Source organism: Streptomyces venetus (genome assembly GCF_039540295.1).
In the GTDB taxonomy this organism is placed as follows: domain Bacteria; phylum Actinomycetota; class Actinomycetes; order Streptomycetales; family Streptomycetaceae; genus Streptomyces; species Streptomyces venetus.
The window spans coordinates 669,283-688,177 of sequence record NZ_BAABET010000002.1; the positions used below are offsets into that span (position 1 = coordinate 669,283).

15 protein-coding genes and 1 riboswitch are annotated in these 18,895 nt (G+C 72.0%); of the genes, 8 read left to right on the plus strand and 7 right to left on the minus strand.

The features are described 5' to 3' along the window. Window positions 1-37 precede the first annotated feature (37 nt). Window positions 38-1,660 carry a DUF5691 domain-containing protein gene (locus ABEA82_RS07935; RefSeq protein WP_345660668.1) on the plus strand — a complete coding sequence of 541 codons (1,623 nt, stop codon included), beginning with the start codon at window positions 38-40 and terminating at the stop codon, window positions 1,658-1,660. Window positions 1,661-2,019: 359 nt separating this feature from the next. Here the strand turns inward: ABEA82_RS07935 and icmB are convergent, their stop codons facing one another. Then, window positions 2,020-2,436 (minus strand): coenzyme B12-dependent isobutyryl CoA mutase small subunit, encoded by a 417-nt coding sequence (icmB, locus tag ABEA82_RS07940; protein WP_345660669.1) that lies wholly within the window; start codon window positions 2,434-2,436, stop codon window positions 2,020-2,022. A 590-nt stretch (window positions 2,437-3,026) separates the two neighbouring features. On the opposite strand from icmB, the gene ABEA82_RS07945 reads away from it, so the two are divergent. Together ABEA82_RS07945 and ABEA82_RS07950 are read left to right on the plus strand one after the other, a co-directional pair. Next, window positions 3,027-3,890 (plus strand): esterase/lipase family protein, encoded by an 864-nt coding sequence (locus tag ABEA82_RS07945; protein WP_345660670.1) that lies wholly within the window; start codon window positions 3,027-3,029, stop codon window positions 3,888-3,890. 140 nt (window positions 3,891-4,030) lie between these two features. Beyond that, window positions 4,031-5,683, plus strand: a complete 1,653-nt coding sequence (locus ABEA82_RS07950) for a M23 family metallopeptidase (protein WP_345660671.1) — start codon at window positions 4,031-4,033, stop codon at window positions 5,681-5,683. A gap of 52 nt (window positions 5,684-5,735) precedes the next feature. Here the strand turns inward: ABEA82_RS07950 and pcrA are convergent, their stop codons facing one another. Further along, on the minus strand, window positions 5,736-8,213 hold the full coding sequence (gene pcrA / locus ABEA82_RS07955; protein WP_345660672.1) for a DNA helicase PcrA: 2,478 nt from the start codon (window positions 8,211-8,213) through the stop codon (window positions 5,736-5,738). Window positions 8,214-8,503: 290 nt separating this feature from the next. Continuing rightward, a riboswitch (cyclic di-AMP (ydaO/yuaA leader) is annotated at window positions 8,504-8,675 on the plus strand. Window positions 8,676-8,683: 8 nt separating this feature from the next. On the opposite strand from pcrA, the gene ABEA82_RS07960 reads away from it, so the two are divergent. Together ABEA82_RS07960 and ABEA82_RS07965 are read left to right on the plus strand one after the other, a co-directional pair. Beyond that, window positions 8,684-9,853 (plus strand): C40 family peptidase, encoded by a 1,170-nt coding sequence (locus tag ABEA82_RS07960; protein ID WP_345660673.1) that lies wholly within the window; start codon window positions 8,684-8,686, stop codon window positions 9,851-9,853. A 105-nt stretch (window positions 9,854-9,958) separates the two neighbouring features. Next, entirely contained in the window at window positions 9,959-10,894 is a 936-nt protein-coding gene (locus ABEA82_RS07965; protein ID WP_345660674.1) for an SLAC1 family transporter, read from the plus strand. Here the strand turns inward: ABEA82_RS07965 and ABEA82_RS07970 are convergent. Continuing rightward, window positions 10,872-11,225, minus strand: coding sequence for a hypothetical protein (locus ABEA82_RS07970; RefSeq protein ID WP_003992444.1), 354 nt, complete (start codon window positions 11,223-11,225; stop codon window positions 10,872-10,874). The genes ABEA82_RS07965 and ABEA82_RS07970 overlap by 23 nt on opposite strands. 424 nt (window positions 11,226-11,649) lie before the next feature. On the opposite strand from ABEA82_RS07970, the gene ABEA82_RS07975 reads away from it, so the two are divergent. Beyond that, window positions 11,650-12,717: a C40 family peptidase gene (locus ABEA82_RS07975; RefSeq protein WP_345660675.1), complete on the plus strand. Its 1,068-nt coding sequence runs from the start codon at window positions 11,650-11,652 to the stop codon at window positions 12,715-12,717. Window positions 12,718-12,727: 10 nt separating this feature from the next. On the opposite strand, the gene ABEA82_RS07980 is transcribed toward ABEA82_RS07975, so the two are convergent. Both ABEA82_RS07980 and ABEA82_RS07985 read right to left on the minus strand, forming a co-directional pair. Then, the gene (locus ABEA82_RS07980) at window positions 12,728-13,471 is read right to left on the minus strand and encodes a LuxR C-terminal-related transcriptional regulator (RefSeq protein WP_345660676.1); all 744 of its coding nucleotides are present in this window, start codon (window positions 13,469-13,471) and stop codon (window positions 12,728-12,730) included. Continuing rightward, window positions 13,468-14,760, minus strand: coding sequence for an ATP-binding protein (locus ABEA82_RS07985; protein WP_345660677.1), 1,293 nt, complete (start codon window positions 14,758-14,760; stop codon window positions 13,468-13,470). The genes ABEA82_RS07980 and ABEA82_RS07985 overlap by 4 nt, the downstream gene beginning before the upstream one ends. Window positions 14,761-14,938: 178 nt before the next feature. Here ABEA82_RS07985 and ABEA82_RS07990 point away from each other — a divergent pair, with 178 nt between their 5' ends. Continuing rightward, window positions 14,939-16,423 carry a PspC domain-containing protein gene (locus ABEA82_RS07990; protein ID WP_345660678.1) on the plus strand — a complete coding sequence of 495 codons (1,485 nt, stop codon included), beginning with the start codon at window positions 14,939-14,941 and terminating at the stop codon, window positions 16,421-16,423. Beyond that, window positions 16,410-16,652 (plus strand): hypothetical protein, encoded by a 243-nt coding sequence (locus ABEA82_RS07995; protein WP_345660679.1) that lies wholly within the window; start codon window positions 16,410-16,412, stop codon window positions 16,650-16,652. Before ABEA82_RS07990 ends, ABEA82_RS07995 begins: the two co-directional genes overlap by 14 nt. A gap of 76 nt (window positions 16,653-16,728) precedes the next feature. On the opposite strand, the gene ABEA82_RS08000 is transcribed toward ABEA82_RS07995, so the two are convergent. Together ABEA82_RS08000 and ABEA82_RS08005 are read right to left on the minus strand one after the other, a co-directional pair. Next, window positions 16,729-17,253: a DoxX family membrane protein gene (locus ABEA82_RS08000; RefSeq protein WP_345660680.1), complete on the minus strand. Its 525-nt coding sequence runs from the start codon at window positions 17,251-17,253 to the stop codon at window positions 16,729-16,731. Window positions 17,254-17,358: 105 nt separating this feature from the next. Then, entirely contained in the window at window positions 17,359-18,651 is a 1,293-nt protein-coding gene (locus tag ABEA82_RS08005; RefSeq protein WP_425588494.1) for a hypothetical protein, read from the minus strand. Window positions 18,652-18,895: the final 244 nt, after the last annotated feature.

The following is an 18,895-nucleotide window of genomic DNA, read 5'->3' on the forward strand; positions in this document are numbered from 1 at the left end:
TTCAACCATCCCCGGGCGCCCCGCGGAAAGGACCCGTATGAACAGGACTTCAGCTCCTGTGGACGCGCCCGCCACGGCCGCCTGGGAGGGGCTCGTCACCACGACACTGCTGGGCACGGCCCGGCGCACCCCGCCGGGCACCGGGCCGGGCCCGGAGGCGCCGGTGGCCCTGCTGGACGCGGCGGCCGTGGAGACCGTACGGCGACGGGCCGGTCTGCGTCCGGCGCGGGCGGCGGAGCGTCCGCACCCCGCCCCGGAGGATTCGCGTCCGCCTCTTCCGCCGGCTGCCGCCCGCAGACTGGCGATGCTGCTGGCCGATCGCCCCGGCGCGTCCGGCGGCGGGCGCCGTGGCACCGCACCCGATCTGATGGAGCTGCTGCCCCAGTGGCTCGCGGCGGCGAACGCCCGCGGTTTTGCGCCGCCTCCGCAAGTGCTGCCCGCGCTGCTGGACGCGGCCCGGGGGCGGACCGACCTGCGCCCGGCGGCGCTGGAGTTCGCGGGTCCCAGGGCCTTGTGGCTGGCGCGGCTGAACCCGGACTGGCGGTTCGCCCTGCGCTCGGCACCCGGCGGTGGAGCGGCCCTGCCGCACCTGGAGGACGACGGAAGCATCCGGCAGCTGTGGCAGGAGGGCCTGTTCGCCGAACGGGTCGCCCTCCTGTCCGCCCTGCGCTCCCGCGAACCCGCAGCCGCTCGGGAACTGCTCGCGACGACGTGGGCGACGGAACGGGCCGAGGACCGGCTGATGTTCCTGGACTCGCTGCGCACGGGCCTGTGCCCGGACGACGAGCCGTTCCTGGAACAGGCCCTGGCCGACCGCAGCCGCAATGTCCGGGCGACGGCGGCGGAACTGCTGTCGGCGCTGCCCGGTTCGGCGCTCGCCGCGCGGATGGCTCTCCGGGCGGAGGCGTGCGTGGCGATCGACCGCACACTGAGCGCGCCGGCCATCGCCGTCGAGGCTCCGCACGAGTGCGATCCGGGCATGGAGCGCGACGGTGTCGTGGCGAAGGCACCCGCGGGCCGGGGTGAGCGGTCGTGGTGGTTCGGCCAGTTGGTGGAGGCGGCACCGCTCGGAACCTGGTCGCGGCGGCTGGGTGGGCGGACGCCCCGGGAGATCGTCGCGCTGCCGGTCTCGGACGACTGGCAGGGCGAGCTGCACGCGGCGTGGTGCCGGGCCGCCGTGCGTCAGCGGGACGCCGAGTGGTCGCGCACCCTGCTGGGAGAGCCCTCGGCGCCGGAAGCGGGCGGTCCGGGCGCCGTGTCCCTGGCGGAGCGCGCCAAGCTGCTCGGCACGCTGGACGCGGCCGAGCGGGCCGAGTGGGTCGCCGGTTTCATCGCGGCGCACGGCCTGTCCGAGGCCTTCCAACTGCTCGGGGTGTGTGCGGTGCCGTGGGCGGCGCCGCTGGGCCGGGCGGTGGTGGACGCGCTCAACATCGCTCGGGACGCGGGGAGTTATCCATGGAGTTTCAGCGGGGTCATGGGCCTGGCGGAACGCTGCCTCGACCCGTCCGAGGCCGGCCGTCTCGACGCGCTGCTGGCCGTACCGGACGAACCGGAGAACGCGTCGCCCGGAGCCGGCGGCTACTGGGCGGAGTCCTTCCAGCGCCTGTCGACGACCCTGCGGCTGCGCGCGGCGATGACCGAGGAACTGTGCACGCCGTAACTCCGGCCGGGTCCACCGACGCCCGCCCGGACCCGCCCGGCACCAGTCCGACAGCCCCGTGGAACCACGGGCCCGCCACTCGGCCCGACCACCCGCCCGCCACCCCGCTGGGCTGCGGACCTGTCACCCCGGCGAGCCGCGGACCTGTCACCCCGGTGGGCCGCGCGCCCGTCACCACAGCCAACGACGGGCCCGCCAACCGGCTCGGGCCCGCCACCCCGGCCAACGACAAACCCGCCACCCCGGTGGTCCGCGCGCCCGTCAAACGGCTCGGCTCTGCCACCCCGGTCGTCGACACACCCGTCACCCCGACCGACCGCAGCCCTGCCGGCTCGCCCGGCGGAAGCCCGCTCCGGCGTCTACGCCTCAGCCGGCTGCCGGGCGTTGGCGCGGACCCAGTCCACGATCGAGGCCGTCGTCGCGCCGGGCGTGAAGATCTCCGCGACGCCCTTCTCCTTCAGCAGCGGGATGTCCGCCTCGGGGATGATCCCGCCGCCGAAGACCAGGATGTCCTCGGCGTCCCGCTCCCGGAGCAGCTCGATCACGGCGGTGAAGAGCGTGTTGTGCGCGCCGGAGAGGATGGAGAGGCCGATCGCGTCGGCGTCCTCCTGGAGCGCCGTGTCGACGATCTGCTCGGGAGTCTGGTGGAGCCCCGTGTAGATGACCTCCATACCGGCGTCGCGCAGGGCCCGCGCGATCACCTTGGCCCCGCGATCATGGCCGTCGAGCCCCGGCTTGGCCACCACCACGCGGATCGGACCGGCTGCCACACCCATCACTGCCTCCATGAAGCGATTACATCCATCCGTACCGACAAGTACCGCACACATCGCGCAAGCGGTACACGCCGCACCGCACGGACACCCCGCCCCGAACCGTCCGGGCAAGTGAACGAACGTTATCTCCAGGATCCCGCAACCGGCAGTTTCGCGGTGTGGAGCGAGGGGGAAATCACACGCAGGGACACGTTCGCCGCGCACCGTTCCGAGTTTTCGCGGCATCGGTGCCGCGCTCTTCCGCGGCACACGGACCACATCGGGACCGAGCGCAAGGGGAGCCGCGACGAGGTCGCCGTACCACCGCCCCACCCACCACGCACAGCGGCGGTACGACACTTCGGCGAGGGCACGCGGGACACGCAGGGCACGCGCAGCACGCAGGGCAGACACGGCGCAACAGCGGGGAGCTTCGTCGCCACACCGACAGGGACCCCGGTCGCTTCACTGGCGTCACACGCGCCACACGCCGCGCTCGGTCCCCGCGGCTCACGCCGCTCGCGCGGTCGTCGTCGGCCGTCTTCGCAGCTGCTTTCCACGAGGGCACACGGGGGGCGGTCGCCCTCCCGCGTGCCGACAGGAGGTCGGCCATGAAGGTCACCGGGGCCGTTCTGCCCTTTCTTCCGTTCTGCCGGCGTCTGCTGCCGAGCCGGCCGGCCGGACTCTCCATGGCTCTGCTGAAGGCCACCGCCCTGGAGATCGCGATCCTGGCGGGGCACCTCCTCCTCTATCCCTCCGGCATCACCCAGGAGCGACGGATCCCCGCCCCGGCACTGCCCACGCACGGCACCGCCCAACTACCGACGGAGGCCAAGCCCCCGGTCGTCCTGCTGCACGGCTTCATCGACAACCGCTCGGTCTTCGTCCTGCTGCGCCGCAGTCTCGCCCAGCACGGCAGGCAGCGGATCGAGTCCCTCAACTACTCGCCGCTGACCTGCGATCTGCGCATCGCGGCAGAGCTGCTCGGCCGGCGCATAGAGGAGATCTGCGAACGCACCGGCGCCGAGCAGGTGGACGTCGTCGGGCACAGCCTCGGCGGCCTGATAGCGCGGTACTACGTGCAGCGGCTCGGCGGGGACACCCGCGTCCGGACCCTGGTCACACTCGGCACGCCGCACTCCGGAACCCGGGCGGTGCCCCTGGCCGACGCGCACCCCATCGTGCGCCAGATGCGCCCCGGCTCACCGGTGCTCGAGGAGCTCACTCGACCGGCCCCGGGCTGCCGCACGCACTTCGTCAGCTTCTGGAGCGACCTTGACACGGTGATGGACCCGGTGGAGACGGCCCGCATCGACCATCCCGATCTGACAGCGCAGAACGTGCGAGTGACCGGCATCGGCCACCTCGCCCTGCCCGTGCACCCCGCCATCGCCAACGGCATACGGCAGGTTCTCGACACGGCCCGCCCGGGTGAACCGTCCACCGGCCACGCCGACGGGCTGACGGTGGCCTAAAACCATCCACGCCACCCGCACGCCCCGCCGCGCGGAACTCGTCATACAACCGACGCTCAGTACTCAAGCCCCGATCAACCTCGAACAAACTTCGAACACAGGGCCAAACCCGCGCCCGCAGTCCGCCAAAACACGGCCGAATGCCCGTTTCCTGCGCGCGTGAAACCTGCCGAAGATTGTCGTGCCCGCGTACCGCCGGGTACAGTCGCCGCACTGCTCTGGCAGCCCCTGTTGTCGAGGCGAAAGAGAAGTTGGTGAACGACCGTCACCCGTCGGGGACCATGACCCCGGCTCCGGCTTCCGACGCCGACTCGGCGCACTACGCGTCGTACGGCACCCAGGAAGCCCAGTACGGCGACTTCACCACGTACGGCGACTACGCCGCCACCGGTTTTGACGCCACCGGCACCGACGGCAGCGGTTTCGCCGCCACCGGCCACACCACCGCGACCTTCGCCACCGACCCCCTCTTCGGCGATCTGCCGGACAGCGGCCACCACACGGGCACGTACGGCACCGGCCACTGGCCCACCGGCACCCACGAGAACGTGCACTACGACGCGTACGCGGCCCAGCACCACGCCGCCGCCTACGACACCGGCGTGTACGACACGACGAGCTGGACGACCGGGCAGCCGCTCCCGGTCATCCCGCCGCAGGCCACCTCCCCGGACGCGACCGGGCAGTGGGACACCGGCGCCTGGCACCAGCCCGACCAGTCCGGCAACCCGGCCGACCAGACCCAGCAGTGGGACTGGGGCACGCAGTCCTTCGACACCGGCGCCTACGACGCCACCCAGTGGAACTCCGACGGCACGGCCGCGGCGGCCCCCGAGGCGTACGAGCAGCACGGCGAAGCCTTCGACCAGCTCGAGACCGCGACGTTCGAGCAGGTCGGCTACGACGAATCCACCGGTGCCCTCCATCTCGACCCCGCCGCGGACGGCGGTGATCCGGCGACCACCGGTGAACTGCCCACCGTGGCCCCACTCCTGGACGGCCAGGAGGAGGACGCTCCGCCCCCGGGCTCACGGGCGGCCTCACGTGCCGCGTCCCGTTCCCGCCGCCGTACGCCCCCCAAGCGCTCGGCGCTGTTGACGATCGCGGTGCCCTCCGCGTGCGTGATGGGTGTCGCGGGGATCGCCGCGGCCTCCGTCGGCAGCCTCACCGACGACAGTGCCGCGGAGGCGCACACGACCGCGGCGGACGCGCAGCCGGTCAAACCGGCCGCCGCCAACAACAAGCTCGACACCCAGTTGCAGAGCCTCTCCGCCGGCGCCGACGACTTCGCCGACCGGGCCAGCCGCACGCAGGAACGCATCGACCTCAAGGCCCAGCAGGCGGCCGAGCGGAAGCGGGCGGCGGAGGAGGCGGCCCGCAAGGAGCGGCTGCGCCCGAAGTTCGCCATGCCGGTCGCCCGCCACGGACTCAGCGCCCAGTACGGCCAGGCCGGCATCAACTGGATGTCCCTGCACACCGGCATCGACTTCCCCGTCTCGTACGGCACGACCGTGATGGCCGCGACCGACGGCACCGTCCGCACCCAGTGGAACAGCGCGTACGGCAACATGCTGATCCTGACCGGGAAGGACGGCACGGAGACGTGGTACTGCCACCTCTCCACCTACACGGTCCCCTCCGGCACGTCCGTGAAGGCCGGCGATCCGATCGCCCGGTCCGGCAACTCCGGCAACTCGACCGGTCCTCACCTGCACTTCGAGGTGCGCCCGGCCGGCGGCTCGCCGATCGACCCGCTCCCGTGGCTGCGCAGCCACGGCGTCGACCCGACGTAACGTCTCAGCAGCCCCCGCCGCGCGTGCGAGCGGGGGCCGGCATCCGACCGGGCTAGAGCTTCTCCACCGGTGCGTACCGCAGCAGCAGCCGCTTCGGCTTGGTGTCCCCGAAGTCGATCGTCGCCTCCGCGTTCGCGCCCGTGCCCTTGACCGCGACGACGGTCCCGAGCCCGAACTGGTCGTGCGTGACACGGTCCCCGGCCGCCAGCGCCACGACCGGCTTCTCGGAGGTCCGGCGCGTGGCGAAACCGGAGGCGCCCGACGCCGACGAACGCGAGCGGGACGACGACAGCGAGGCCGCCACCGCCGAGACGGGTCCGGAGGACGCGGGCGCGGTCGCTCCCGTCCGCTTCCACTCCAGGTGAGTCGGGGGAATCTCCTCCAGGAACCGGGAGGGCGGGTTGTACGACGGCTGACCCCAGGCGCTGCGCATCGTCGACCGCGTCAGGTACAGCCGTTCCCGTGCGCGTGTGATGCCGACGTAGGCCAGGCGGCGCTCCTCCTCCAGCTCCTTGGTCTGGCCGAGGGCGCGCATGTGCGGGAAGACGCCGTCCTCCATGCCGGTGAGGAAGACGACCGGGAACTCCAGGCCCTTGGCGGTGTGCAGGGTCATCAGCGTGATGACCCCGTCGCCGTCCTCCTCGTCCGGGATCTGGTCGGAGTCGGCGACCAGGGCGACCTGCTCGAGGAAGTCGGCGAGGGTGCCCTGCTCGTCTTCGCCGCGCTCCTGCTCGAACTCCATGGCGACGGCGGCGAGCTCCTGGAGGTTCTCGATCCGGGTCTCGTCCTGCGGGTCGGTGGAGGCCTGCAACTCGGCGAGGTACCCGGTGCGTTCCAGCACGGCCTCCAGCACGGTGGCGGGTCCGGCGCCGGACTCGACGATCGTACGGAGGTCCTCCATCAGCGCGTTGAACCGCCTGACCGCGTTGGTGGAGCGCGCGGCCATGCCGTACGCCTCGTCGACGCGCTTCAGGGCCTGCGGGAAGCTGATCTTCTCGCGCTGGGAGAGGGCGTCGATCATCGCCTCGGCGCGGTCGCCGATGCCCCTCTTGGGGACGTTGAGGATCCGGCGCAGCGGCACCGAGTCCTCCGGGTTGGCCAGCACGCGCAGGTAGGCCAGGACGTCCCGGACCTCCTTGCGCTCGTAGAAGCGGACACCGCCGACGACCTTGTAGGGCAGGCCGACGCGGATGAAGATCTCCTCGAAGACACGGGACTGGGCGTTGGTGCGGTAGAAGACGGCGACGTCGCCCGCCTTCGCCTCGCCCGCGTCGGTCAGGCGGTCTATCTCCTCGGCGACGAACTGCGCCTCGTCGTGCTCGGTGTCGGCGACGTACCCGGTGATCTGCGCGCCGGTGCCCGCGTTGGTCCACAGGTTCTTGGGGCGGCGGGACTCGTTGCGCTCGATGACCGCGTTGGCGGCGCTGAGGATGGTCTGCGTGGAGCGGTAGTTCTGCTCGAGCAGGATCGTCGTCGCGTCCGGGTAGTCCTCCTCGAACTGGAGGATGTTGCGGATCGTCGCCCCGCGGAAGGCGTAGATCGACTGGTCGGCGTCACCCACCACGCACAGCTCGGCGGGCGGGACCTCGGCCTCGGGCGGCACGTCGACCGGGTGCTCGGAGGTGCCGACCAGCTCGCGGACCAGGGCGTACTGGGCGTGGTTGGTGTCCTGGTACTCGTCCACCAGCACGTGCCGGAAGCGGCGGCGGTAGTGCTCGGCGACGTCCGGGAAGGCGCGCAGCAGGTTGACCGTCGTCATGATCAGGTCGTCGAAGTCGAGGGCGTTGGCCTCGCGCAGTCGCGACTGGTACATCGCGTAGGCCTGGGCGAGGGTCTTCTCGAAGCCGTCGCTCGCCTGCGCCGCGAAGTCCTCCTCGTCGATCAGCTCGTTCTTCAGGTTGCTGATCTTCGCGCTGAACGACTTCGGCGGGAAGCGCTTGGGGTCGAGGTCCAGATCGCGGCAGACCAGGGCCATCAGGCGCTTGGAGTCGGCGGCGTCGTAGATCGAGAAGGAGGAGGTGAAGCCGAGCTTCTTGCTCTCCCGCCGCAGGATGCGCACGCACGCGCTGTGGAAGGTCATCACCCACATGGCGTTCGCGCGCGGGCCGACGAGCTGCTCGACGCGTTCCTTCATCTCGCCCGCGGCCTTGTTGGTGAAGGTGATCGCGAGGATCTGGCCCGGGTGGACGTCCCGCTCGGCGAGCAGGTGGGCGATGCGGTGCGTGAGCACGCGGGTCTTGCCGGAGCCGGCACCGGCCACGATGAGCAGCGGGGAGCCGGAGTGGACGACGGCGGCGCGCTGGTTGTCGTTCAGCCCCTCCAAGAGGGCGGCGGTGTCCACCACCGGGCGCGGGGCGCCGTCCCGGTAGTGGGTGTCCCGGTCCGGCGGCACGTCGAACTTCCCGCCGAACAGATCGTCCGGAACCTGCTCCGGTACGTGATCGTCCTCGGGCGGCGGCGGGGGCTCGTCCGCGGGGCCCCGCTGGGCCTGGAGGTCCGCCAGGAAGCTGTCGTCAAAGAGGCTGCTCATCGCTCTACGAGTCTAGGGCGCCCCACTGACAGCCCGCCGCCGCCCTGAGAACATCGCCGAAACGACCCCCTCGTCACCCTTCAGGGCCGGTCGATCACGGCCCGCGACGATCGACATAATTCCTGACGATTCACGATCAATCCCCACCAGTCGATCACTTTCAGCAACGCTCCGGGATAAGGTCACGAAAATGTATCGGGCATATCACCCATCAACCTTCACAAGGGCCACACGAGTTGGCTACCGTGCGGGCAGGCCGCACGACCCCCACCGGCGAACGTCGCCGGGCCGCGCGGCCTCCGCCGAGTCCGGTGTGCCGTAGCGGCAGCCGGAGCCGGGGACCCACCGAGACCTTGGGGTGAATCGGCCCGACTCCCTTCCCGGAGATGGCCGTAGGGCAACCCTTCCGAACCACCCGCCCGAACCCGACAGCTAACCCGGTAGGCGGAGCATGGAAGGAGTCGCCTCCCTTGGCGTCGCACCGCAAGTCGCGTCCCTCCGGTACGCGCGTAGCAGGCATACGGACCCCCGCCCTAGCGACGGCGGCCCTCACCTCCGTGGCCCTGCTGTCCCAGTCGGCCAACGCCGCCCCCACGGCCGACGACAAGCCCAGCCTGGAAGAAGTCGAGAAGAAGGTCGACGACCTGTACCGCCAGGCCGAGTCGGCGACCGACAAGTACAACGCGGCCAAGGAGAAGACCGCGAAGCAGCGCAAGCGCGTCGACAACCTCCTCGACGACGTCGCCCAGCGCACCCAGAAGCTCAACGAGGCCCGTGAGGAGCTGGGTTCCTTCGCCGCCGCCCAGTACCGCACCGGCGCCTCCGCCCCGGACACGGCGACGTTCCTGCTGGCGGACACGCCGCAGGACTACTTCGACCAGACCCAGCTGATGGACCGGATGACCGGCCGCCAGAAGGTGGCGGTCGACGACTTCGTCACCCAGCAGTCCGAGACGATGAAGAAGCGCCGGGAGGCCACCGAGAGCCTCGAGACGCTCACCGAGTCGCAGGGCGACCTGAAGACGGCCAAGTCCACCGTCCAGCGGAAGCTGGCCGACGCCCGCGAGCTGCTGTCGAAGCTGACGGCCGAGGAGAAGGCGCGGCTCGCGGCGATCGAGAAGAAGAAACAGGAAGAGGCCGCCCGCAAGGCCGAAGAACTGGCCCGGCAGCAGGCGGCGCAGCAGAAGGCGCGGGAGGAGGCCGCTGCCCAGCAGCAGGAGAGCGGTTCCTCGTCGTCCTCGGGCTCGTCCTCCTCCTCGGCCCCGGTGGACTCCTCGTACAGCTCCAAGGCCGACAAGGCGCTCGCCTTCGCCCGGGCCCAGATCGGCAAGCCGTACGTGTGGGGCGCCATCGGCCCCGACTCCTACGACTGCTCCGGCCTCACCCAGGCCGCCTGGAAGGCCGCGGGCGTCACCCTGCCGCGCACGACCTACGACCAGGTCAACGCCGGCACCACGGTCTCCCTCTCCCAGGCGCAACCCGGTGACCTGGTCTTCTTCTACGACGACGTCACCCACGTCGGCATCTACATCGGCAACGGCATGATGATCCACGCCCCGAAGCCCGGCGCCTACGTGCGCGAGGAGTCGATCTACTACGACGGCGAGTCGGCGATCCACAGCGTGGTGCGACCGGCCTGAGAGGCCCCCGCCCGAGGTCCTGGTCCGAGAGGTCTCCTACGTTTTTGAGGGGCACGCGCGCGTGCCCCTCTCATAACACGCGCGGCGCTCTCTAGCATCGGCGCTATGTCCGGCCCCTCCCCCTTCGCCACCTTGTGGGCGATGTATGCGCTGGCGACCGGCACGTTGTCGGTCGGTCTCGACTCGGCGGGGTACGAGGTCCTCTCCCGTATCACCCTTCTCCTGGCCTGCGGGGCCTGGCTGGTGTCGGTCGCGGATGTCCTCCGGCGGACGACCTGGCGGACGGAGACGCCCGCCGCGGTCACCACCCTGGCGGCGACCGCCGTCCTCGGCACCGGCTTCTCCGCGGCCGGCCGGCAGGCGCTCGCCGAAGCGCTGCTGGCGGTCAGCGCGCTCCTCTGGGCCACACTGCTCGTGGTGGAGGACAAGGAGCGGGGCGGGCCCGCGTTCCTGCGCTGTGTGGTCACCCAGGGGCTCGCCGTGCTCGCCGCCACGCTCGCCGCGGCCGTGTCGGCGGCCTGGCTCGCACAGGCGGCCCTGGTGGTCTTCTGGCTGGGGCTGCTGCTGTGCGGCCTCGCCCTGCCCCGTTCCGACCCCCGGCAGGTGGCCAGGGGGGCCGGGGACCATTGGCTGGCCTGCGGCGCGCTCGCCGTCTCGGCCCTCGCCGGGGCGAAACTCCTCAGCGCTGACAGCGCACGCCTGTATCTGTGGAACGACGAGAACCGGAGCGTCCTGCGCACGACGGCCGTCACGCTGCTCGTGCTCACACTGACCTGCTGCGTCGCCCTGCTCGTCGCCGAACTCGTGTGGCCCCGGCACCGCTACGACGTGCGGCGCTGGGCGACCGTGTTCGGCGCGGCCGCGTCGGCGACGGCCACCCTCGCCGTCGCCGCCGCCCTCGACGTCCCGTGGCTGGACGGCCTCGGGGAGGCACTGCTGTGGATCGCGGTGGCGGCGTGGCTCGGGTGCGCCGCCTGGACGGTCGCCTCGGCCCGGGCCGGCGAGGAGCCCGGCGGGGTCAGGTCCAGAGCACGGCGATGAAGACGTTCGCCGCCGTCAGAGCCCCGACCAGGCCGAACAGGCCCTTGTCCACCTTCTCGTCGTCCCGTTTCACGTAGACCAGACCGAGGATCACGATCAGCAGGGCCAGCTTCACGCCGATCTTCACATTGTTCACGGACTGGTCGTCGGCCTGGTTGAGGCCGACCAGGATCACCCCGGTGACCAGCATCGTCAGCGCGCCGTGCAGCATCGCGGGGGTGTAGCGGGCGGTGCCCTCGCCCATCGCCTTCATCTGGGTGAGGAAACCGCCCAGGAGCGACGCGATGCCGATGATGTGGAGGCCGACGACGAGGTGGATGAGTATGTCCATGAGGCCGGAGCCTAATGAGGGGCCCCGGAGCCGCCCGACACCGGCCCGTCTCCTGCATATATGCGCCCTATAGCACCCGGCCGCCGTCCTCCGCCCGCGTTTTCGGCGCATCGGTCATCACGCTGAGTTAATTCGACGGTGCCAGGGCGAGATCACGACCACATACGGTCACCGCCGGTCCTCTCGGGACACTTCCGCGCACCCGCCACCGGCCCGCAGCGGTGAGGTTTAGCGTCCTCCTCCAGGTGACCGGCTCCCCACCGCCGCCCGGGCCAGGGGCGGCAGTCGGGCACCACCGCCGAGAAGGTCCGGCGGCGGTCCGCTTCCCCTGTGCGGGCCGTCGCCGGACGCGCAGGCCGCCCGTCCGCTCCCCCAGGCGGCCGCACGCACCCACCGGCGGTCGAGGAAAGGACGTGGCCTCCAGGTGGCAGCGCACCGCAAGCCCCGCCAGCGCTCCGCGAGCGGCAACACGGCCCGTACGGCCGCCACGATCGCCCTCGCCGGCGCGGCGACCGCGACGGCCTTCGACGGCACCGGACACGCCGAACCGGAGCTCACCCCCGGTCAGGTCAAGTCCCGGGTGGACGGGCTGTACCGGGAGGCGGAGGTCGCCACCGAGAAGTACAACGGCGCGAAGGAGAGGGCCGAGGCGGCCGGGCAGCGGCTGCGGGACCTCCAGGACCGGGCGGCCCGCAAGGAGGACCGGCTCAACACGGCCCGCGAGGCCCTGGGTTCCGTCGCCGCCGCGCAGTACCGCGAAGGCGGCCTCGACCCCGCGCTGCGGCTCGCCCTGTCCGACGATCCCGACCGGTATCTCGAGAACGCCGAGTTCGTCGAGCGGACCGGCAACCGGCAGAAGGCCGCCGTCTCGCGCGTACGCCGGCAGCTCCGCGAGATCGAGCAGTTGCGCGGGGCCGCCCATATCGAGCTGACCTCGCTGAAGTCGCGGCAGCAGGAGCTGAAACGGCACAAGAAGACGATCAGCGCCAAGCTGGGCTCCGCACGGCAGCTGCTGTCCCGGCTCAGCGCGCAGGAACGTTCCAGGATCGGTGAGGCGCCGGGCACGGGCCGTGCCTCACGTGCGTCGACGGACCTCCGCGACATCCTCGCGGCCCCTGGCTCAGCCGCGTCCCAGGCGCCCAACTCCCGTGCTGCCGCCGCCGTGTCCTACGCCTACCAGAAGCTCGGCAGCCCCTACGTCTGGGGAGCGACCGGCCCGAACGCCTTCGACTGCTCAGGCCTCGTCCAGGCCGCCTACCGCTCCGCGGGCGTCTCGCTGCCCCGCACCACGTACTCCCAGATCGACGCCGGCCGCCGCGTCTCCCGCTCCGAACTGCTCCCCGGTGACCTGGTCTTCTACTACGCCGGCATCAGCCACGTCGGCATCTACGTGGGCAACGGCCGGATGATCCACGCCCCGAACCCCTCCGCCCCGGTACGGGTCGCGCCGCTCGACGAGATGCCGTTCGTGGGCGCCACCCGGGTGGTGTGACCGGGTCAGGTCACACCAGCCGTCGCGCCGTCGCCCACCTCGTCAGCTCGTGCCGGTTGGAGAGCTGAAGCTTGCGCAGGACCGCCGAGACATGCGACTCGACCGTCTTCACCGAGATGAACAGCTGCTTGGCGATCTCCTTGTACGCGTAGCCCCGGGCGATGAGCCGCAGCACCTCCCGCTCGCGCTGGGTGAGGCGGTCCAGGTCCTCGTCGACCGGCGGCGCGTCCGTGGAGGCGAAGGCGTCGAGGACGAACCCGGCCAGCCGCGGGGAGAAGACCGCGTCGCCCTCCTGCACCCGGAAGACGGAGTCGACGAGATCCGTCCCGGTGATCGTCTTGGTGACGTATCCGCGGGCCCCGCCGCGGATCACGCCGATCACGTCCTCCGCCGCGTCCGACACGGACAGGGCGAGAAAACGGACCGGCTGCTCGGTGTCGGCCATCAACGGGGCACAGCGGCGCAGCACTTCGACCCCGCCGCCACCGGGCAGGTGCACGTCGAGGAGGACCACCTCGGGCCGGGTCGCCGTGATGACCGTGACCGCCTGGTCGACGTCCGCGGCTTCGCCGACGACCTCGACTCCCGTCTGCTCGGTCTGCCCGATCTCGGCCTGGACGCCCGTACGGAACATCCGGTGGTCGTCCACGAGGACCACGCGCACGCGACGCCCGCCCGTGCCGCCGCCCGCGTCCGCGGGCCCGGCCGCCTCCGCCGGTCCCGCCGTACCGTTCGCCTCGGTCGGGTCGCTCATGACGTCTTCTCCGCCCTCTCCATCTCCAGCTCGACCTCCGTGCCGCCGTCCGGTACCGCGCGAAGCCGCGCCGTACCGCCGTTGCGCTCCATGCGGCCGATGATCGATTCTCTGACACCCATCCGGTCGGCGGGTATCGAGTCGAGGTCGAAGCCGGGGCCGCGATCCCGTACGGACACGAAGACCGTCCTCCCCTCGACCTCGGCGTAGACCTGTACGGCGCCGCCCTCGCCACCGTACTTGGCGGCGTTCACCATCGCTTCCCGCGCGGCCTGCATCTGTGCGCCGATCCCCTCGTCGAGCGGGCAGTCGCCCACGACCACGACCTCGATGGGCACGCCGTGCTTGTCCTCCACCTCGGCCGCGTTGCGCCGCACGGCGTCGGCGAGGGTGGTGGGCTCGTCGGCCTCGTCCTTGCCGGTGCCCTCGGGTTTGTAGAGCCAGGTGCGCAGATCGCGTTCCTGGGCGCGGGCGAGGCGGCGCACCTCGTTCGCGTTCTCCGCGTTGCGCTGGATCAGCGTGAGGGTGTGCAGCACGGAGTCGTGCACATGGGCGGCGACCTCCGCCCGCTCCTGGGCGCGGATACGCATCAGGCGCTCCTCGGAGAGGTCCTGCGTCATGCGCACCAGATACGGCCCGGCGAGGAGCGTTATCCCCACGAGGACCGCGAGCGCCGCCTGGAGGACGGAGCCGAGGTGCGCGGCGGAGCCCTGCAGGACGAAGATGCCGGAGACACCGGCCGTCACCAGCAGCACCCCGCCCACGGCGCGCAGCAGCGTGACCGTGCGACGGCGGCGGCCGACCTCGACCCAGCGGGCCCGGCGGGCGTTGTCCGCCTGCCGCCAGACCAGGGCGACGCCCGCGCCGACGAGCACGGCCGGCCAGAGGTAGGCCCGGGCCCCGCCGCTGAGATTGACGTTGCCCACGAAGACCATGGCCACGACGACCATGAGGAGCAGGGCCACCATCTGGCCCTTGTCCGGTCTGCGGGCGACGAGTCTGCGGCGGCCGTCCGGCGAGGTCTCCGTGGAGACCAGCGACGGCGGCTTCTGCGTCTCGACTCCGCCGACGCCGAGCGGGACGAAGAACCAGAAGGCGGCGTACAGCAGCGCACCGAGGCCGTCGGCCATGAAGAGGCCGACGAAGACGAGCCGAACCCAGATCACGGGCAGCCCGAGGTGCCCGGCGAGCCCCCGCGCCACACCACCGAGCCAGCGTCCGTCACTGCTGCGGTAGAGCTTGCGCGGCGGCCGCGGTTCGGCGAGTGGCGCTGCTGCGGCTTCCGACATGCCATTGATGGTCACACGGCCTGAAGACGGGAGCATCAGGGTCGGCCCCGGAGACTCCCCTGATCTCCGGAAACCGGCCCGTCGCACGCTTCCCGGTCCTTTCCTCAGGGCCGATATCAGGGTCCGGCCAGGGTCGTTCCGACTCCCGCCGCGCCACCGCGCCCGTCACCATGGACCCATGACCGATCACGAGCACGCCGCGACGGGTCCGGGACCCGGCTCCGGCCCGCGCCCCGCACCGGGCGCCGGGCCGCAGGATGCCGCGCCCGCCGCGGGCGCCGCGCCCACGGGCTCCCCCGCGCCCCCACGCGCACACGGGCGCGCGGACGCGGGAGAAGAGAGGGCAGCGCCCGGCGCGGCAGGCCCGGCCTGGGACGTCACCGCGTCCGGGCTGCCCCGGAACTTCCGGCGCGATCGCCGCCACAAGACCCTGGCCGGTGTCTGCGCCGGGCTCGGGCGGCAGTGCGACATGGACCCGGTGATCTTCCGGATCACCCTCGCGGTGCTCTCCGCCACCGGCGGCATAGGTCTCCTCTTCTACGGCTTCGCCTGGCTCTTCGTCCCGTACGGCGACGAGGAGGAGAACGAGGTGCGCAAGCTGCTGACGGGCCGCGTCGACGGCCAGGCCCTGACGGCCGTGCTCTTCGCGCTGGTCGGCTGCGGGGTGTTCCTGACCCTGCTGAACAACGGCGGGGTGCTGACCTTCGCCGTCGTCCTCTCCCTCCTCCTCGCCGGCGCGGGTTACTGGTCCCGTCGGCGCGACGCCCCCGGTCCTGACCCGCTGGCCGCCCAGGCGGCCGCCGACGCGCCCCCGGAGCCCAAGGCGCCGCCGGTGCCCGCCGCCTTCCCCTCCTGGTGGCGCGATCCCATCGTCAAGGACGGCAGGCACTTCGGCGGCACGGGCTACCTGTGGGGCCCCCGCGACTACCGCGACATCGACGTCGCCGCAGCCATCAACATCAGCCTCGGCCTCGTGCCCGGCACCCGCGAGGACATACCCGCCCCGCACACCCGGCCGCCCGAGCCTCGTGGCCCCCGCTGGATCGGCGGCTGGCTCTTCCTGCTGGCCCTGTTCGCGGGATCCATGGGCACGAGCCTCACCTGGGACGAGCACCCGCTCGGCACCAGCCTGCAGACCGGTCTGGCCTGCGCGCTCGCCGTCTTCGGCCTGGGTATCGCGGTCAGTGCCGTCCTGGGGCGGACAGGCGCGGGCTCGATACTCCTGGCGATCATCACGGCGGGTCTGCTCGCCGGTTCGGCGGCACTGCCCGAGGACATCGGCACCCAGTGGAACCGCACGACCTGGCAGCCCGCCACGGTGGCGGACGTACGGGACCGGTACGACCTGGGCACCGGCGTCGGCACCCTGGACCTGACCCGGCTGGACCTGACCGGACAACAGACCGTGACGACGGGGGCGGACGTGGGCGTGGGCCGGGTGAAGGTGCTCGTGCCCGAGGACGTGACCGTGCGGCTGAACGTCGACGTGGGGGTCGGAGACCTCCAGCTGCCGGGCGACGACCCGAAGGACGTGGACGTGAAACCGGGCCGGCACCAGGAGATGACCCTCTCCCCCGCGGAGAACGTCAAGAGAACCGGCACGATCGACCTGGACCTCCAGGTCGGCATGGGACAGGCGGAGGTGACCCGTGCTGCGTCATGAACTCCAGCCCGGAAAGCTGGTCGCCGGTGTGGTCCTCACCGTGGCGGGCGTCCTCTACGCCGGTGACGCGGGCGGCGCCTGGGAGATCCCCTGGTTCGCGGCGATCCCCCTCGTCACGGGCGGGCTGTTCCTGGCCGGCGCGGTGGCGTTCCTGACGGGCCGCATACGCCGGCGGCGCACGGCGGGCCGTACCGCCGGCGGGGAGTCGGGACCGGACGTCGCCACCTGACTCCACCTGACTCCACCTGACACCTCTTGACACCACCTGACGGCGAGCCACGTCCGACGGCTGCCGCCGGACCCTGTCAGTAGCCCGCCCTCTGCCGTCGTCGCGACCGTAGTGCGGCATCGAGGGAGAGCACGGGGGCGCCCGCCAGGACGAGGGGGATCCAGGCCATGAGGTAGGCGAGGTCGTTGCCGTAGTAGTACGGGTCGGAGGCCCAGCTCACGGTGAGCCACAGGCTGAGGGAGATCAGTGCGCCGCCGAGTGCGGCCAGTCGGGCGAGCAGTCCGAGCAGGGTGCCGATGCCGACGGCCAGTTCTCCGAAGGCGATGGCGTAGCCGAAACCGACAGGGTTCTTCAGGGAGAGGTCGACCAGGGCGGGGATGGCGGAGGAGTCGCGAACGGCCCGCATCATGTCGCCGATCGAACCGGCACCGGCGTCCTTCATGAAGGCGCTGTCGGTGAGTTTGTCCAGACCGGCGTAGATGAAGGTGACGCCGAGGAAGATGCGCAGAGGGAGGAGGGCGTAGCGGGCGGCGCCGGCACGCCAGCCCCCGTCGCCGGGATAGTAGGGGGAGTGCGTGTCCGTCCGCATACTGTGAGTCATCGCCGCTAGCCGCCTCTCGCCCGCCGATGCCGAGACCCCTCAGAGAACCATACGTATGACGAACCGGCCCCGCTCAATCCTGTTGCTGCGGCTTTTTCTGACTTGTCACTCCGTCACATCGACCGCGTAGCGATTGGTCTCGGCCCCGGCCGCCGTGACCACCTGCACCTCCACCCGCCCGGGCTCCACGTCCGCCGGCACCGGCACCGTCAGCAGCGTGTCCGTCGGATTGCTGAAACCGCCGGGGACGGGCACCAACGGCACGTGGACGTGGACCGTGCCGACCCGGACGACCATCCGGGCCAGCCGGTCGGCACCCTGCGCACCCGGCGGCACGAAGCCGGCGCCGCGGATCTCGATGTCGTCACCCGTGCGGATCGGCCCGTCCAGGTCGCCCGCCTCGCGTGACCGTACGACGGAGAGGATGACGGGCCTGCCGCCCTCCGCGTACTTGCCGGCCAGGTACGTCATGGCCGACACCAGGACCACCACCGCCAGTCCCCACGGCAGGTCCGGCAACTGGTCCGGCCGTCTGGCCAGCCGTACCGCCGCGAAGAGCAGGGCGACACCGCTGATGACGACGTACTGGATGTCGGCGAAGGTGCCGCGCCCCGCGTCGTCGGTCAGCAGGTCGGCCGCTCGCGGGCGGTCGGCGCGTACCTTCTGCAGCCGTTGTCCCAGCACCCGGAGTCCGACCACCCGCCGTACGAGGACGGCGATCCCGCACACCACGGCCAGCACGGTCACCAACCCGGCCCCGCGGACGAGTTCCAGCCCGGCGACGAGCGCGTCCCGTTCCTCGTGCCGGGAGGCGGCGGTCAGCCGTACCGCCAGGACGAGCACCGAGTAGGCCACGAGGAGCACCCATGCCGCGGCGACCGTACGGGAGGTGGACAGCCGGTGGTCGTCACCGATCACGGGTGCGAGCGCGCCGCCCTTCGCCCGGTGGAACCACGACGCCGCCGTCAGCACACCGGCGACGGCCAGCGCGGCGGCCAGCCCGGCCGTGCGGGCCGCCGTCCAGCCCGCGCCGACCGCGGTGAGGGACTGCCCCAGCAGCAACAGCACGACGGCCGCCCAGACCGCGGCCGTGGTGCGGCGCCACAGGCCCGCCAGCCAGGCCCGGCCCTCGGCGCGTCCGCGCTCGGCGACGAGTCCCGCGGACTCGGCCAGCTCCTCCGAGACCCACTGGCGGGAGGCCGAGGCGGAGTGGGCGACCGCGGCCGGCAGGCCCTGCCCGGCGGCGAACTCGTCGCGTCTGCGCAGGAACGCGGCGACGGCACGCCGATGTCCCTCACGCGCCCCGTGCGGGCAGTCACCGCAGGCGCACCCGCCGCCGTGCGCTCCGCCGGGGGCCCCGCCGGGCACATCGCCGTGCCCTCCCGGGTATCCGCTCACAGCGCCACCGGAGTACCCAACCCCGGACCCACCGGCGTACCCGCCCCCGGACCCACCGGCGTACCCACCGCCAGGGCCACCGGAGTAGCCACCGCCGGGGCCGCCGGCGTACCGGCCCGCATACGCGCCGACACCCGCCCCCGCGTCCGCGTACGCACCCGCATCTTCACCCGCATCCGCGCCGCCCTGTCCCGCCTCGCGCACCGCCACGCCCGACGCCCGCCTTCCCGCGACCCAACCACCG

What these genes read in the sequence shown, in the direction of transcription:
- ABEA82_RS07985 (WP_345660677.1), bottom strand. Translation starts at nt 14,760, where the DNA reads ATGTCGGAAGCCGCAGCAGCGCCACTCGCCGAACCGCGGCCGCCGCGC.
- icmB (WP_345660669.1), bottom strand. Translation starts at nt 2,436, where the DNA reads ATGGGTGTGGCAGCCGGTCCGATCCGCGTGGTGGTGGCCAAGCCGGGG.
- ABEA82_RS07980 (WP_345660676.1), bottom strand. Translation starts at nt 13,471, where the DNA reads ATGAGCGACCCGACCGAGGCGAACGGTACGGCGGGACCGGCGGAGGCG.
- ABEA82_RS07950 (WP_345660671.1), top strand. Translation starts at nt 4,031, where the DNA reads ATGCCCGTTTCCTGCGCGCGTGAAACCTGCCGAAGATTGTCGTGCCCG.
- ABEA82_RS07990 (WP_345660678.1), top strand. Translation starts at nt 14,939, where the DNA reads ATGACCGATCACGAGCACGCCGCGACGGGTCCGGGACCCGGCTCCGGC.
- ABEA82_RS07935 (WP_345660668.1), top strand. Translation starts at nt 38, where the DNA reads ATGAACAGGACTTCAGCTCCTGTGGACGCGCCCGCCACGGCCGCCTGG.
- ABEA82_RS08000 (WP_345660680.1), bottom strand. Translation starts at nt 17,253, where the DNA reads ATGACTCACAGTATGCGGACGGACACGCACTCCCCCTACTATCCCGGC.
- ABEA82_RS07970 (WP_003992444.1), bottom strand. Translation starts at nt 11,225, where the DNA reads ATGGACATACTCATCCACCTCGTCGTCGGCCTCCACATCATCGGCATC.
- ABEA82_RS07945 (WP_345660670.1), top strand. Translation starts at nt 3,027, where the DNA reads ATGAAGGTCACCGGGGCCGTTCTGCCCTTTCTTCCGTTCTGCCGGCGT.
- pcrA (WP_345660672.1), bottom strand. Translation starts at nt 8,213, where the DNA reads ATGAGCAGCCTCTTTGACGACAGCTTCCTGGCGGACCTCCAGGCCCAG.
- ABEA82_RS07965 (WP_345660674.1), top strand. Translation starts at nt 9,959, where the DNA reads ATGTCCGGCCCCTCCCCCTTCGCCACCTTGTGGGCGATGTATGCGCTG.